This window comes from Planotetraspora phitsanulokensis (assembly GCF_016863295.1).
Classification (GTDB): Bacteria; Actinomycetota; Actinomycetes; order Streptosporangiales; family Streptosporangiaceae; genus Planotetraspora; species Planotetraspora phitsanulokensis.
The window spans coordinates 311,045-325,799 of record NZ_BOOP01000003.1 but is presented as its reverse complement, the minus strand read 5'-3'; the positions used below and the strand labels follow the sequence as shown (position 1 = coordinate 325,799).

The 14,755-nt window shown below is 67.9% G+C and carries 17 protein-coding genes; 6 read left to right on the top strand and 11 right to left on the bottom strand.

Annotation, left to right across the window (positions count from 1 at the left end; translation table 11 throughout):
* Positions 1-47: 47 nt before the first annotated feature.
* The gene (locus tag Pph01_RS04410; RefSeq protein ID WP_275412793.1) at positions 48-653 is read right to left on the bottom strand and encodes an NADPH-dependent F420 reductase; all 606 of its coding nucleotides are present in this window, start codon (positions 651-653) and stop codon (positions 48-50) included.
* A gap of 172 nt (positions 654-825) precedes the next feature.
* Between Pph01_RS04410 and Pph01_RS04405 the strand changes: the two genes are divergently transcribed.
* Positions 826-1,419 (top strand): TetR/AcrR family transcriptional regulator, encoded by a 594-nt coding sequence (locus tag Pph01_RS04405; RefSeq protein ID WP_204071610.1) that lies wholly within the window; start codon positions 826-828, stop codon positions 1,417-1,419.
* A 101-nt stretch (positions 1,420-1,520) separates the two neighbouring features.
* The gene (locus Pph01_RS04400) at positions 1,521-2,480 is read left to right on the top strand and encodes an NAD(P)H-dependent flavin oxidoreductase (RefSeq protein WP_204071609.1); all 960 of its coding nucleotides are present in this window, start codon (positions 1,521-1,523) and stop codon (positions 2,478-2,480) included.
* Positions 2,481-2,510: 30 nt separating this feature from the next.
* Here the strand turns inward: Pph01_RS04400 and Pph01_RS04395 are convergent, their stop codons facing one another.
* Entirely contained in the window at positions 2,511-3,068 is a 558-nt protein-coding gene (locus Pph01_RS04395) for a YceI family protein (RefSeq protein ID WP_204071608.1), read from the bottom strand.
* A 166-nt stretch (positions 3,069-3,234) separates the two neighbouring features.
* Entirely contained in the window at positions 3,235-3,579 is a 345-nt protein-coding gene (locus Pph01_RS04390) for a zinc ribbon domain-containing protein (RefSeq protein WP_204071607.1), read from the bottom strand.
* Between the two features lie 253 nt (positions 3,580-3,832).
* Here Pph01_RS04390 and Pph01_RS04385 point away from each other — a divergent pair, with 253 nt between their 5' ends.
* Together Pph01_RS04385 and Pph01_RS04380 are read left to right on the top strand one after the other, a co-directional pair.
* Positions 3,833-4,528: a class I SAM-dependent methyltransferase gene (locus Pph01_RS04385; RefSeq protein WP_204071606.1), complete on the top strand. Its 696-nt coding sequence runs from the start codon at positions 3,833-3,835 to the stop codon at positions 4,526-4,528.
* A 142-nt stretch (positions 4,529-4,670) separates the two neighbouring features.
* On the top strand, positions 4,671-4,958 hold the full coding sequence (locus tag Pph01_RS04380; RefSeq protein ID WP_204071605.1) for a hypothetical protein: 288 nt from the start codon (positions 4,671-4,673) through the stop codon (positions 4,956-4,958).
* Between the two features lie 28 nt (positions 4,959-4,986).
* On the opposite strand, the gene Pph01_RS04375 is transcribed toward Pph01_RS04380, so the two are convergent.
* On the bottom strand, positions 4,987-5,589 hold the full coding sequence (locus tag Pph01_RS04375; RefSeq protein WP_204071604.1) for a cadmium resistance transporter: 603 nt from the start codon (positions 5,587-5,589) through the stop codon (positions 4,987-4,989).
* Between the two features lie 43 nt (positions 5,590-5,632).
* Positions 5,633-6,049 (bottom strand): MerR family transcriptional regulator, encoded by a 417-nt coding sequence (locus tag Pph01_RS04370; protein ID WP_204071603.1) that lies wholly within the window; start codon positions 6,047-6,049, stop codon positions 5,633-5,635.
* Between the two features lie 48 nt (positions 6,050-6,097).
* Between Pph01_RS04370 and Pph01_RS04365 the strand changes: the two genes are divergently transcribed.
* Complete coding sequence (locus Pph01_RS04365; RefSeq protein ID WP_204071602.1) at positions 6,098-6,895, top strand: MBL fold metallo-hydrolase; 798 nt, start codon at positions 6,098-6,100, stop codon at positions 6,893-6,895.
* Between the two features lie 104 nt (positions 6,896-6,999).
* Here the strand turns inward: Pph01_RS04365 and Pph01_RS04360 are convergent, their stop codons facing one another.
* Positions 7,000-8,895: a heavy metal translocating P-type ATPase gene (locus Pph01_RS04360; protein ID WP_308441870.1), complete on the bottom strand. Its 1,896-nt coding sequence runs from the start codon at positions 8,893-8,895 to the stop codon at positions 7,000-7,002.
* Positions 8,896-9,053: 158 nt separating this feature from the next.
* Here Pph01_RS04360 and Pph01_RS04355 point away from each other — a divergent pair, with 158 nt between their 5' ends.
* Positions 9,054-9,437: an ArsR/SmtB family transcription factor gene (locus Pph01_RS04355; protein ID WP_204071601.1), complete on the top strand. Its 384-nt coding sequence runs from the start codon at positions 9,054-9,056 to the stop codon at positions 9,435-9,437.
* A gap of 150 nt (positions 9,438-9,587) precedes the next feature.
* Here Pph01_RS04355 and Pph01_RS04350 read toward each other — a convergent pair whose 3' ends face one another.
* The 5 genes from Pph01_RS04350 to Pph01_RS04330 form a co-directional block, all read right to left on the bottom strand.
* Positions 9,588-10,850 (bottom strand): flavin-dependent oxidoreductase, encoded by a 1,263-nt coding sequence (locus Pph01_RS04350; RefSeq protein ID WP_204071600.1) that lies wholly within the window; start codon positions 10,848-10,850, stop codon positions 9,588-9,590.
* Between the two features lie 84 nt (positions 10,851-10,934).
* The gene (locus Pph01_RS04345; protein ID WP_204071876.1) at positions 10,935-11,720 is read right to left on the bottom strand and encodes an ABC transporter ATP-binding protein; all 786 of its coding nucleotides are present in this window, start codon (positions 11,718-11,720) and stop codon (positions 10,935-10,937) included.
* Positions 11,720-12,598, bottom strand: coding sequence for an ABC transporter permease (locus Pph01_RS04340; RefSeq protein WP_204071599.1), 879 nt, complete (start codon positions 12,596-12,598; stop codon positions 11,720-11,722). Before Pph01_RS04340 ends, Pph01_RS04345 begins: the two co-directional genes overlap by 1 nt.
* A 19-nt stretch (positions 12,599-12,617) precedes the next feature.
* Positions 12,618-13,397, bottom strand: coding sequence for an ABC transporter permease (locus tag Pph01_RS04335; RefSeq protein WP_204071598.1), 780 nt, complete (start codon positions 13,395-13,397; stop codon positions 12,618-12,620).
* A complete protein-coding gene (locus Pph01_RS04330; RefSeq protein ID WP_204071597.1) occupies positions 13,394-14,374 on the bottom strand; it encodes an ABC transporter substrate-binding protein in 981 nt (326 codons plus the stop codon). Before Pph01_RS04330 ends, Pph01_RS04335 begins: the two co-directional genes overlap by 4 nt.
* Between the last annotated feature and the right edge of the window lie 381 nt (positions 14,375-14,755).

Genomic DNA, 14,755 nt, shown 5'->3' with positions numbered 1-14,755 from the left:
AAGCCGCCGTCGACGGGCAGCGCGGCGCCGGTCGCCCGGGCCGCACGTCAATCGACCTTCACCAGGTGGTGTGCGGGAAGCGTGCCGCCGGGGAACTGGAGGAGACGGGATCCGACGGCGAGCGGACCGAGGTCCAGGCTGAAGAAGCCGAGGCGGTCGATCAGCGCTCGCACCGTCTGCCGCGCCTCACGGTCGTCTCCCGACAGGAAGAGGACCCGGCGACCTCCGCGCGCGGCGGGATCGGCGGTGAGCAGGTCGGGGCTCAGGTGGCTGAAGGCCTTCACGACACGGGCGCCGGGGACCATGCCCGCGAAGACCTCGCTCGACGTCTTGCCGTGCAGTTCGAACGGCTGGAACAACGGCGCCTCGATGGAGTTGTTCGTGTCGATGACGATCCGGCCGTTCCAGTCGGGCAGGCCCGCCATGGCGCGAGGCAGTTTCGACCAGTTCACCGCGACGAACACGATGTCCTGTTCAGCCGCCTGCTCCCGAGTCCCCGCGTGGACGTGGGGTCCCAGACGCTTCGCGAGATCGGCGAGCGTGTCCGGCCCACGGCTGTTGGAAACGGTGACGTCGATGCCCGCCCGGGACAGGATCTCGGCTATCGCCGAACCGATGGCGCCGGCGCCGATGATTCCGATGCTCATGTGCACGTGCTCCTCAGGTAGTTGACGCTGAATCGGCGAAGTGATCGCTTCCCGGCATGCCGGCAGCCGGCCGCCAGTAGTTGAACGATCGCTCTCAAATGAGTTTAGGAGTGAGCGTTCTCAAATGGGACGGTAGCAGGTTTGAGAGTGAGCGTTCAAATTGAGGTATCGTTCGCTCGTGGCCCGACCCCGAACCTTCGACGAGCAGGACGTCATCGACCGCGCCATGCAACTGTTCTGGACGCGGGGCTACGAGACGACGTCGATCACCGACCTGACCGAGGCGCTCGGCGTACATCCGGGCACGCTCTACCGCGTCTTCGGCGACAAGCACGCGCTGTTCCTGCGCGCACTCGCCCACTACAACGAACGCCTGGTCGACGGCTTCGCTCCCACGCTGCTGGAGGGAGGCCCGGTCCTGCCGCGGATCCGGGCCGTACTGATCGGTTGGATCGACCTGGCCGTACAGCAGGACCAGCCCCGCGGATGCCTGATCGCCAACACCGCGGGCGAATGCCTCCCCGGAGACGAAGAGGTCGCCCGCAGCGTGCGCGGCGTCCTGTCCGCTGTGGAGGACGGCTTCCTGCAAGGTCTGCGAGCCGCCGCCCGGCAGGGAGAGATCTCCTCCGAACTCGACCTTCCCGCCGCCGCCGCCATGCTCACCATGCTCCTCGAAGGACTGCAGGTGATCGTGAAAGCCGACTCCGACCCACGCCGCCTCGTCTCCGCCGTGGACACGGCCCTGCTGTCTCTCGCATCGGTACGCGGCTGAGGTTCCTCCTCGGGGGGCCTGGCGTCCCGCCGTCCGCCATGTCGTCGGGCCGGAACGGCCTTGGTGATCACGCCCGTCGGATGAGGAGGCATGATGTGGGCATGGCGTTGTCGACGGCGTTCACGGAGATGCTCGGCGTGCGGCACCCGATCGCACTGGCGCCGATGGGCGGGTCGGCCGGGGGTGCGCTGGCCGCAGCCGTCTCCCGGGGTGGCGGGTTCGGGATTCTGGGCGGCGCGTACGGGGACCCGGAGTGGCTGGCACGTGAGGTGCCGATCGTCGCGGGCACCGAAGGGCCATGGGGTGTCGGATTCCTGACCTGGGGGATCGATCTCGCCGCGGTGGAGTTGGCGCTGAGCTACCGCCCCAGCGCCGTGATGTTGTCCTTCGGCGATCCGAGTCCATACGCGGAGCACGTCCGCCAGGCCGGGGCTCTCTTGATCCTCCAGGTCACCGATCTGGAGGAGGCCAAGCAGGCGGTGGACCTGGGAGCGGATGTGATCGTGGCGCAGGGAGCCGAGAGCGGTGGGCACGGAGCCGCGCGCGGGCGGTCCACGTTGCCGTTCGTGCCCGCGGTGGTGGATCTCGTAGCTCCGGTGCCGGTACTGGCAGCGGGCGGGATCGCCGATGGACGCGGTGTGGCGGCGGCTCTCGTGCTGGGTGCCGCCGGAGCGCTTATCGGCACCCGCTTCCAGGCCACCACCGAGGCCCTGGTCGATCCCTCGATCACCAAGGCGATCCTCGAGGGGCGGGGGCAGGACACCGAGCGCAGCACGGTGCTGGACATCGCGCGCGGATCCCGGTGGCCGTCGAAGTACCCCGCCCGCACCCTCGGCCATCCCTACCTCGACCGCTGGCGCGGCCGAGAGGCCGAGCTCGCCGCCGATCCCCAAGCCCGTCAGGCCTACCAGGACGACGTGGCACGTGGCGCGGTGCCCCCGCTGCCGGTCTGGGCGGGCGAGGCCGTAGACCTCATCACCGACCTGCCCTCGGCGGAGGATCTGGTCACCGCCATGGCCACCCAGGCCCAGGACGCCCTGACCCGAGCGGGGCGCCGCTGACCCCATGCTCTGCTCGGCGCGCTGGTGCCCTCAATCCGCGGTGGCGGTGACCGTGAGGAAGAGGTGGAGGTGACGCCCGGTCATGCCCTTCTCCCGGGTCAGGCCGAAAGCGTAGCGGTCGACAGTGGTCTCGGCCCGTGCCCGCAGCACGCCGTCCTCGACGACCAGGGAGGTCAGGGTCAGGACGGCCGGACGGGTCACGCCGCGGACTGTCAGCGTGCCGTGTACTCGCGCCCCGTCCGGCGACAGCTCGACGCGCAGCCCGCGGTAGACGATCTCCGGATGGGCGGCGGCGTCGAGGTACACGTCCGACTTGACCTTGTGGTCGCGCGCCGCGATGCCGCTGGCGAAGCTGCCCGCGCGCACGACCGCGTCGATCGTGGAGTCCGCGGCGGACTCGGCGATCCGCAACTCGCCGTGATCCAGCGCGAACGACCCGGTGACGGGCAGCAGGCCGAAGACATGCCGTGTGAGGAACCTGATCTCCGTGGCCCCGGGGTCGATGCGGTACAGGCCCGGGGCGGGCTGGGCATTCGTAGGCGACAGGGTGGGGGACGTCGTGGAGTGGCCTGTTTCTGTCGTCTTCATGACGACGACGCTACGGAGCGGGGCGATCCGCAAGAAGCCGGTTGGCTACCGTTCGAGGGTGTGCCTAGGTACACCCCGGGGCGGGCTCAAACCTGCAGGAAACCTGCCATATCGTCAGTCCGGAAAGGCGCGGCAGGTCGACAGCGGCCGGGAGATCAGGACAAGGTCAGGTCAGTCCGCACCCAGAACCGCAAACCGGGCAGAACGCACGTTTGGCGTTCGAAGACACCTCCGTGCCGCACTTCCCACAGTCGCCGTCCTCCCACAGACCTTGGTCAGGTCCCAGGCCACCGTCGTAGTAGTCGCGATCAGGCCAAGCAACCAGAGTGACGTCGATGCCGTCGGGTTCGTCCTCATACTCGGTCGCAGTAGCCAGGACCAGACTCGTTCGAAGCCCGTTCCCCTCTTCGGTGTACTGCGGCAGGACGCGCCGCAGGACGTCGACGAGTTCATTGACCGGCAACGTCATGAGCTGCGCGGCGAGCTGGTCTCGCTCGTGATCACTGGCCACGCGACCGACCATACGCAAACAGCCACGTTCCCTCGAGCCGTTAACCGCCGCAGCGGGCGATCGCTGCGTGACCGACTGCGTGATGACGCCAACTGACGACGCCGGACAGTGACGGAAGATTGTGGACGCTCAACGCAGGTCGGCAGCGTATTCGGGCAGTTCAGGGGGGCTCGCACCATGTCCCGGACGGCCATTCACCGTCTCGGCTAGAACTCAATGGCGACGAAACTTGTGGCTACGCCATGATGGCCCGATGCGCAGGGCGACCGCTTACCACGACGCACTCGGCGACTTCTTCGCCAAGAATGCCGATACGAGCCCCTACAACGCCTACACCGACAGACCCGCCATGTTGCGACTGGCGGGCGATGTCTCCGGGCTCAGAATCCTGGACGTCGGCTGTGGAGCAGGACACTATGCGGCCGAACTTTTCGCCCGCGGCGCCCAGGTGGTCGGAATCGAGGGCAGCGCCACGCTGCTGCGCCATGCGCGAGAACGCGTTAACGGGCATGCAGAATTACTTCTTCATGATCTGGAAGAGCCACTCGATTTCGCCGCTGACGCATCGTTCGACGGAGCGGTGTGCGCCCTAGTACTCCATCACGTCAAGAACCGTGCGCAACTGTTGGGCGAACTGCGCCGCGTCCTGCGGCCAGGGGGATGGCTGCTGTTATCGACCACCCATCCCACAGCCGACTGGCGCCACTTCGGAGGCTCGTACTTCAGCCACGAGTGGAGCGACCTGTCTGTCGCGGCCGGCGAGTTCTCGATCCACTACCAGCGGATGCCATTGGAGACGTTCTTGGGCGAGCTCCTGACCGCCGGGTTCGTGCTGGAGCAACTGATCGAGCCTCGCCCCACGGCCGGCCTGCGGGACATCGACGAAGCCGCCTACGACAAGCTTCACCAAGCGCCATGCTTCCTCGCGGTGAGGCTGAGACGTCCTTGAGCACAAGCACGGAAGGACACGGCGAACGCCGAGGTCTTCAACCAACTGAAGGCACAGAACGAGCAGGACGCGGTGCCGTAGGAACGGCATCAAGAAGCCGCCAGAGCTGAGTCAGGAGACTGGTCGGCCTATGGCTTCACGCGTGAAGATGACCGCTATGCGTGGTGGAGCAGGCACTTTGGTCTACTTCGCGATGGTCATCATCGGACTTCTCGGCGTGGGCCTGGCCCTGCTGATCATTCCCGAGCGCACCACCGAGAAGCTTCATGATGCATTCGTGATCGTGCCCCGCATCAGCGGTCGCTGTTCCGTCCTCAAGCGCATCGCGGTGATGGCTGTCGACGGTGCATTGGTCAGTTATGCACTCTTCCTGGCGTATTCCACTTTCATGGCCGGGGCCTACCTGGCCGATCCTGTAGATCGAGGGTGACCCGTCACGCGAGCGCACTACGGCGTGACTAGAGCCCGAAGGCGCCGCCTTCGATGAGGATGAGCACGCCGATGCCGATCAGGACGACGGGCAACAGGATGTGCCCCCATCGGCTGAGGGCTCCGGCGACGATGGGACGGGTGGCGAAGAATCGGCCGGCCAGGCACCAGACGGCGACCAGAACCAGGAAGACCACGACGTAGACAGTCGTGGAACCGATGCCTGCAGTGGCGAAGACCGGCACGTAGACGCCGATGTTGTCGCCGCCGTTGGCGAAGGTGACCGCAGCCACCTCCAATGTCTTCGGCCCGCCTTCGGTCGCTACGGCGGTCTCTCGGCCAGGGTCGCTGCGGTGGTTCCTCCATGCCTGCCATGCGGCCCTGAGGCCCAGCGCGAGCGGCAGCAGACCGAGATAGGGGATGATCCCCTCAGGCAGGAAGGCCGCGCCGAAGCCCGCGGCAACGGCGGCAGCGAGGATGCCCGAGAAGCCGAGATACTGACCGGCCACGATTCGAGCAGTCGCGCCATGCCGTCCGGTCCCCTGTGCGAAGAACAAGGCCAGAATCAGGATGTCGTCGACGTTCGTCACGGCGAACAGGCCTGTCGCCTGCCCGATGATGCCCAAGTTCACGAGAGGGATGACTCCTACTAAACGGGGGATCGCCGGACAGGCTTCAGCGGCCAGGGGATGGCGTGAGAGTCGCGGAGCTTTCGAATGTGCGCTTGAAGTCGGGGCACTCTACGAGTGGTTCGTGCATGCACATCGAGGCATGGTGGAGACCGTCGCGCATCCGAGTGAGCCGGGCGATGTCTTCCTCCAGTTCCCGCGCCTTCTTCGCCATGTGTGCACGCAGCTTGGTGTCGTCGGGTGTGGCCAGGAGGAACCTGGCGATCTCGGCGATCGTGAACCCGGCGCCGCGGGCGCAGGCGATGAGTGCGAGGCGCTCGAGAACGTCGGGCCGGTAGGTGCGGCGCAGGCCGTTGCGACCCGCCGAGGCGATGAGGCCTCTGTTCTCATAGAACCGCAGCGCCGAAGGCGCCAGCCCGGAACGCTCGGCCACTTCGGCGATGTCCAGCAGCGATTCGGCCACCACGTCCCCCTTGACTTGAAGCGCGCTTCAAGTCACAGACTAGCCGCCATGAAGATCCATCACCTCAACTGCGGGTCCGTACGGCAGATCGAGGCCACCTACGACGGCCCGTCTCCCGCGCACGCCGTCAATCACTGTCTGCTGGTCGAGACCGACTCTGACGGCCTGGTCCTCGTCGAGACCGGCCTCGGCCTCGACGACGTCCGCAACCCAGGCGACACCCTCGGCTCCGACTGGGTCGAGATGGCCCAGCCCGTACTGGCCGAGGAGGAGACCGCCGTTCGCCAGGTCGCCCGGTTGGGGTACTCACTCGACGATGTACGCCACATCATCGTGACCCACCTCGACGTCGACCATTGCGGTGGCCTGCCCGACTTTCCAGATGCCCAGGTCCATGTCCTTGCCGCCGAACTCGAAGCAGCGACCACCGAGGCGCCCAGCTTCCGCTACCGCCCGGCCCACTGGGCACATGGCCCGAAGTGGGTTCCCTACACCCCCGAGCCGAGCGAGGAGTGGTTCGGGTTCACCTCCGTCCAGCCGAAGGGCCTGCCGGCGGAGATCCGGCTGGTCCCGCTCGGCGGTCATACCGCCGGCCATACCGGAGTCGCCGTGCGCGAAGGCGATCGCTGGCTCCTGCACTGCGGTGACGCCTACTACTACCACCGGGAACTCGACCAAGATCCGCATCCGCACCCCATCCTTGATATCGTGCAGACCAGCTCGGAAGTCCACCACGAACTCCGGCTCGGCACCCAGGCCCGGCTGCGCGAACTCGTTCGCGACCACGGCGATGAGGTTTCGGTCATCAGTGCTCACGATCCGTGGGAGCTGGACCGCTACCGTTGACCCTGGGCGACGCGCAGCGAGGGCCTCGCGGGTGGGCCGCAATAAGAAGGCGGACGCCGCGTCCTCCGATCGGACGTGGGCCGGGGAGTCGATGCGTGGTGAACTCAGGCGCCCTTTCCGTTCGTGGCAGTAGGCCAGGCCGCCGCTCGCAGGAGGCGTAGCCCGTTGAGCCCGACGATGATGGTGGACCCTTCGTGCCCGGCGACGCCGAGGGGAAGCGGCAGGTCTCCCAGCAGGTCCCACGCCACCAGGACCGTGATGAACGCCGCTGCGATGATCAGGTTCGCGGTGACGAGCCGCCGGGCTCGGCGGGACAGGGCGATGATGGCGGGAATCGTCGCCAGGTCGTCCCGGACGATGACCGCGTCGGCTGTCTGCAGGGCGAGGTCGGACCCGGCCCGTCCCATGGCGAGTCCGGTGTGCGCCGCGGCGAGTGCCGGGGCGTCGTTGATGCCGTCTCCGACCAGCATGACCTTGTGCCCGTCGGCTTCCAGCGCGCGTACGGCGTCGACCTTTTCGTGGGGGAGCAGTCCGGCGTGGACATCGGTGATGCCGAGTTCGGATGCGATCCGGCGCGCCGCGCGTGGGTTGTCGCCGGTCAGCACGATCGGGCCGGTTCCGGTGAGTGTGGTGATCTGCTGGACGGCTTGCGCGGCCCCGGGCCTGAGGTGATCGGCCAGACCGACGACACCGGCGACACGTCCGTCCACGCGTACGACCACCGCGGTCTGGCCGTCCATTTCCAGAGTCGCGACGTCTGTGACGACGACGTCGTCCTGCCCGACCGTGCCGAGCAGATGTGCCGGGCTGCCGGCCTCGACCACTCGACCGGCGACACGGGCACGGACACCGCGGCCCGGCAGGGCGGAGAACTCCTCCGCGTGCTCCAGAGGAAGACCGGCCTTGTGAGCCGCGGCCACCACCGCGCGTGCGAGGGGATGCTCTGACGGGTTCTCGGCGGCGGCGGCCAGAGCCAGCAACTCGCTTTCACCGCCGACGACGTCCGGCATGATCCGGACTTCCGTTACACGGGGAGTGCCCTCGGTCAGGGTGCCGGTCTTGTCGAACGCGACCACAGTGCTGGTGCCAAGTTGTTCGAGGACGACGGCGGATTTGACGAGGACGCCGTGCCGTCCGGCGTTGGCGATCGCCGACAGGAGCGGCGGCATGGTCGCCAGGACGACCGCACAGGGCGATGCGACGATCATGAAGGTCATCGCCCGCAACAGGGTCGGCTGGAAGTCCGCGCCGAAGGCCGGCGGGACGGCGAACAGCAGCAGGGTGGCGACGACCATGCCGACCGAGTAGCGCTGCTCGACCTTCTCGATGAACAGTTGAGTGCGGGCTTTGGTCGTACTGGCTTCTTGAACCATGGCGACGATCCGGGCGAGGACGGTGTCACCCGCGGGTCGTTCGACCCGCACGCGGAGGGCTCCCGTGCCGTTCACGGTGCCGGCGAACACCTCGTCCCCGACCTGTTTGGGTGCGGGGAGCGGCTCTCCGGTGATGGTGGCCTGGTCGACGTCACTCGCCCCGGCGAGGACCTGGCCGTCCGCGCCGACACGTTCTCCCGGGCGGACGAGAATCACGTCCCCGACCGCCAGGTCCGAGGCGGGCACGACCTGTTCGGTCCCATCGCCGCGGATGACGGTCGCCGTATCCGGCGTCAGGTCGAGGAGCCCGCGCACGGAGTCTTCGGTCCGTTGCGTGGCGTACGACTCCAGCGCTCCTGACGTGGCGAAGATGACGATCAGCAGGGCGCCGTCGGTGATCTGCCCGATCGCCGCGGCTCCGATGGCCGCGGCCACCATCAGCAGGTCGACGTCCAGCCGGCGTTCCGCGAGCGCCCGCAGCCCGGACAGCGTCGGATCCCATCCGCCTGCGGCGTAACAGGCCAGGTACAGGGCCCACCACAGCCAGGTGGGCGCTCCGGCCAGCTGCCCGATGCCGCCGCCCGCGAACAGCAGAGTCGCCGCCAGTGCCCACCTGACCTCCGCCAAGCGCAGTAAGCGGGTGCGGCGTGGCTGTGCTGACAAAGGATCTCTCGGCGTATCGGTACGTTCGAGCACGTCAGCGCCCTTACTGGCTATCACCGCATCATCATATATGCGTAGTCACGCAGGTATTCAAGTAGTCGACTATGGCGTACTCTGAGGAAATGCACACGTCCATATCGGACTTCCAGATGCCGAACGAGGAGCAGGTGCACTTGGCGGCCGAGTCGCTGCGGCTGCTGTCCGACCCCACCCGGATGAAGATCTTGTGGGCGCTGCTGCAGGGCGAATCATCCGTGGCCTGCCTCGCCGAACTCGTCGGCGCCACGCCCACCACGGTCAGCCAGCACCTCGCCAAGCTGCGACTGGCCGGGCTGGTCAAGGGCCGCCGCGAAGGCACCTTCGTCTACTACTCCGCCGCGGACGTCCACGTACGCCGGCTACTGGACGAAGCGCTGTTCCACGCCGACCACGCCGACCGGGACCTCCCCGATCACCCGAGCACCGACATCAGCGTCCACGAGACCCAGCCCGTCGCCGGGGCTTGACGGCGATGTCGGCCACCACAGGCACACGCCGGGCACCGTCGACGGCACCACTGACGGCAACGTCCTCATAGGTTGATTCAGCTTGCGAGTCGCAGCTGGACGGGGCGCAGGATCTCACGGTCGTCGCCTGCTACGCCGGCGCCACGTGAGCTACCGGGTGCGAGGCACCGGCGTCCACGGCGAGGGCAGGTTCAGGCCGTCGGTGTGCGAGATCGACAGGTAGCCGTTCGCCAGCGCGGCGAGCTCCTGCTCCGACAGCACCTCATCCACACGGTCGAACCCGTCGGGCGCCCGCCGCGCGACGGTCTCCATGATGGTGTCCCCGCGGTTGGTGCGGTTGGCCAGCACGATCGCGTTCACCGTCTCGCGCCGTACCGCCTCGTAGACCGCGAGCCCGGCGGCCGGGGAGTCCGCCCGGGTGAGCTCGTAGGCGAGCGCCCGGGCGTCGAGGATCGCCTGGGATCCGCCGTTGGAGCCGACCGGGTACATCGGGTGCGCGGCGTCGCCCAGCAGGGTGACCCGGCCCCGGCTCCAGAACGGCAGCGGGTCCCGGTCCACCATCGGGTACTCGAGGATCTCTTCGGCGCCGCTGATCAGTCCGGGCACATCGAGCCAGCCGACGTTCCAGTCCGCGAAGTGCGGGAGCACGTCCTCGATCCGACCGGCCCGGTTCCAGTCGGGCATCTCGGTGAGCCGCCCGGTGGCCGACTGGACCTCGGCCAGCCAGTTCAGCGAGGCCCGGCCTCGCTCGTCCGGCCGGGAGATCGGATACACGACGAACTTTTCCAGGAATCTGGTGCCGAGGACGGCCATCGTGCGGCCGTCGAGGAACGCGTCGGCCTCGGTGACGCCGCGCCATAACCGGACACCGTTCCACAGCGGAAGGCCCTCGACGGGATGCAACTGGGCGCGCACCGCGGAGTACAACCCGTCCGCGCCGACGAGCGCGTCGGCCGTCTCGACGAACTCCTCACCGGTCGCCTGGTCCCGCAGCGTGGCGGAGACCTGGTCGGGTCCGTCGACGAACCGGACGAACGCGATGCCGGTCCGCACCGCGTCCGCGCCCAGCCGCTCCCGCACCGTCGCCAGCAGGAGCATCTGGAGCCCGCCGCGATGGATGCTGTACTGCGGCCACCGGTAGCCGAGGGCGAGCCCGCGCGGCTCGCCCCAGACCCGGTTCCCGTGCCGGTCGAAGTGCGCGAACGACTCCACGGGCAGGCCCGACTCGGCGAGCGCGTCGCCTAGGCCGAGCTCGAGGAGCTCCCGGGTGGCGTGCGGGAGCAGGTTGATGCCCACGCCGAGCGGGCGCAACTTCCGTACGGAGTCCACCACCTCGACGTCGACTCCGGCGGCGTGCAGGCTGAGGGCGGTGGTGAGCCCTCCGATCCCGGCGCCCACGATCAGTACTCGCATGGTGGACCTCTCATCGATCGGACGGCCGCGGCCGGCAGGACGGCCGGGGAGCGGCCCAGAGGCGGGCGGTATGGCGGCGCAGTGTCAGGACTTCGGCTCGTCAGCCGCCTCGCGGCCGCGTACCAGCCGGCCGACCTCGGCGCGCAGGTGGACGAATTCGGGCAGCTCACGGGTGGTGATCTGGTCGCGCACCGTGGGTAGGCCGACGGAGAGGTCCGCGCGGACGCGCGCGGGCCCCTTGCTCAGTACGACGACCCGGTCGCCGACATAGACGCTCTCGTCGATGTCGTGGGTGACCAGCAGGATCGTCATGCCGCTGTTGCCTCGCACCCGCAGCAGCAGGTCCTCGAGGTCCTCGCGGGTCTGCGCGTCAACGGAGCCGAACGGCTCGTCCATGATTAGGAACTCCGGCCCGTAGGCCAGGGCGCGGGCGATCGACACGCGTTGCTGCATACCGCCGGACAGCTGCCAGGGATACTTCGCCGCGGCGTCGGGCAGCCCGACCGACTCGAGCGCCTTCAGGGCGTTCTCGTGGCGCTGGGCCCGGTTCATGCCGCGGCGGCGGAGCGGCAGCGCGACGTTGTCGCGCACCGACATCCATGGGAACAGCGAACGGCTGTAGTCCTGAAAGACCACGGCGAGGTTGTCCGGGACCCGCTCGACGGGCTTCCCGTCCAGCCGGACCCGGCCCTCAGTGGGTGCCTGCAGCCCGGCGATGCAACGCAAGAGGGTCGACTTCCCGCAGCCGGAGGGGCCCACGATGCTGACCAGCTCGCCCGGCTTGACCTCCAGGTCGATGCTGGAGAGGACGGGAGGAGCATCGCCGTAGGCGTGGGTCAGGTCTTCTACTTCGAGCACTCGAACCACCATCACGAGTCGAGTCCGCGGGCACTGCTGTGCCAGGACAGAAAGCGGCGCTCCACCAGGACGAACACCGCGTTGAACAGGCACCCGAGGATGCCGAGCAGCACGATGCCCGCCCACATCTCCGGCAGCTCCATACCCTGTTGCGAGCTGATCAGATGCGCGCCGATCCCGGTCGTGCTGCCGATGAGCTCGGAGATGACCATCAGGATCAGGGCGAACCCCAGGCTGACCCGCAGGCCCGCGAAGATCTTCGGGGCGGCGGCGGGCAGGATGATCCGGAACAGCCGGGCGGCGCCGGTGACGCCGAACACTTCGGCCGTCTCGAGTTGCAGCTTTTCCACGGTGCGCACCCCGTCGGCGGTGTTGAGCAGCACCGGCCAGATCACGCCGAAGGCGATCGTCGAGATCTGCATCTGGGCGCCGAAGTCGAACACGACGATGAAGAACGGGATCAGGGTGGGCGGCGGGACGGACCGGCCGAACTGGAGCACCGGGTCCAGGATCTCGCGCGCCACGCGTGAGCTGCCGAGCAGGACGCCGAGCGCGAGGCCGACGACTGCGGCGAGCGCCCAGCCGCAGAACAGATTGACGAAGCTCGGCGGGAAGTCGTCGAGCGCCTTGTCGGTGAGGAACAGGTGCGTGGCCGGTCCGGAGAACCACAACTCGTGGAATACCCGCACGATCGTGGACGGCGGGGGGAAGTAGGCATCCTGCTTGATCCGGGTGATGATCTCCCAGCAGCCGACCAGCAGTGCGACCAGCCACAGCCGGGCCACGCCGCCGGTGAGGATCCGCAGGCCCGGCACGCTGGTGGGGCGGCGTCGCCGGCCGGCAGGCCTGGTGGGCCGTTCGGCCTGGTGGTCGCCGGTGATGGCGGTCATGTCGCGCTCTCCCGCCCGGTCATGCCGACGCCTCGGTCCGGACCGTGTGCCACCGGAACGCCCGCCGTTCCAGCGCGACGAGCCCGACGTTGATGAGCGCGCCCAGCACGCCTGCCCAGATCGCGCCGGCCAGCATCAGGTCGGGGCGGCCGCCCCCGGACTGGGTCTGCGACAGGTAGCCGCCGATCCCTTCGCCATTGCCCGCGACGAGCTCGAAGCTGACCACCACGACCAGGCCCACCGCGGCCGAGATCCGGACGCCGGTGGCCACGAACGGCGCGGCGCTCGGCAGGCTGACCCGCAGCAGAACGGCCGCCTTGCCGAAGCCGAAGCTGCGCAGCGTCTCCTTGGCCAAGGGGTCGACGTCGCGCAGCGCGTAGAGCGTGTTGATCAGGATCGGCCAGCAGGCCGAGTAGAACACCAACGAGACCTTCGACTCGGTGATCGAGCTGAAGCTCACGATGGCCAGCGGGATCAACGCCACCGACGGGATCGGTCGCATGAACTCGACCAGCACGCGGGTGGCCCGGTTCAGCCAGGGCGTGGTGCTGAGAGCGACCCCGACCGCCACCGCCACCACGGTGGCGAGCAGCAGCCCGAGGACCCATGCCTCAAGCGTGCTCCCCACGGCGGTGAGGAACTCGGTGTCGCCGAAGAATTCCGCGGCCCGCAGCAGCACGGTGGACGCGGGCGGCAGGGTGGTGCGGTCGGCGAGCCCGGCCCTGGAGACCAGCTCGGCGACCGCGACCACTCCCGCGACCCCGATCGCGCCACGGACGACTTGCGCCCGGTTCGTCATCCGTTCTGCACGACGATCGAGTTCACGTCGATGTCGTGCTTCAGGTAGCCGAACTGCTTCATCACGTCCGCGACCCGCTGGATCCGGGAGGCGCTCGTCGACGTGGGGAAGTCGTTCAGCGCGACGACGCTGATGACGGCCGGCGGGAGCTTCGTGTACTTGGGCACGACCTCCTGGAGAACGGCGCGGTCGGCGGCGTCGGCCTGGGCCTTGACGATCGCGCGCTGGAAGGCCGCCACCGTCTTGGGGTTCTCCTTCACGAAGTCCTCGGAGGCCGCGTAGCCGGTGATCGGGATGTCCTTGGTGACACCGGTCGAGAAGTCGGTCAGCAGCCGCGCGCCGATGTTCTGCTGTATCTGCGTGACGAAGGGCTCGGGGACGACGACGGCGTCGACCTTCTTCTCCTTGAGCGCCGCCTCCTGATTGGGGAACGGGATGAGCTGGAAGTCCTTGTCCTCGTCAATCTGGACCCCGTAGGGCGCGAGGGCAGAGCGGACAAGCAGGGCGATCTGGTCGTGCTTGGCGTTGGTGGCGATCTTCTTGCCGACCAGGTCCTTCGGGCTGCTGATCGTGGAGTCCTTGGCGACGAGGATCGCGTTGAGGTTCTTCGTCATCGAGGACGCCTCGGCGATGATCTTCGGCTTCAGTGTGCCGCTGTCCGCCGCCAGCAGCCAGCCCACGTGCCCGCCCTGGCTGATGTCGAGCTGCCCGCTCTTCAGCTGCGGGATGGCCGCGGCGCCACCGGCTATCTGCTTGAGGTTGACGGTCAGCCCCTCGGCCTTGAAGTACCCCTTGGTGATCGCGATCTGGACCGCGGCGCCCTCGATGATGGGCATGACGCCGACGTTGAGGTTGGTCTTCTCCAGCCCGTTGGGGGACTTCTCCGAGTCGCTGCCGCCACAGGCCGCACTCGCGAGGGCGAGCGCGATGGCCAGTGCCCCTCCGAGTGAGGCGCGGCGTAGACGAGCGAACTTCATGAACGCTCCTTCGAGAGAAATGTATGGGGGGAGGTGGGCCGCCATGGGTGACTTAACCGTCGGCGACTTTAGCGTAGGCGGCGGTGCGTGAGACCGATCTTCACTGGGATATTTGCCTACTAAACACAAATAAGTCAAGTTCGAATGAAAAGGAATAAGAGGCGATACTTGCCCACTTCTTGCTGCTACGCCACCTACCGTCGTCCCCTTGGCCGGACGAAGTCGTCCTCGTGCGGCAGCGACCCCGAGCGCCTTTTCGGTCAGGTCGCGAGAAGCCATTGGCGTTTCTGTAATTCATGACTCCGCAGACGGAAAGACCGTGACAACTGCCCACTTCGGCGCCGTCGCACGGGGTTTGGGCGATCGCTCATTAAGAGATGC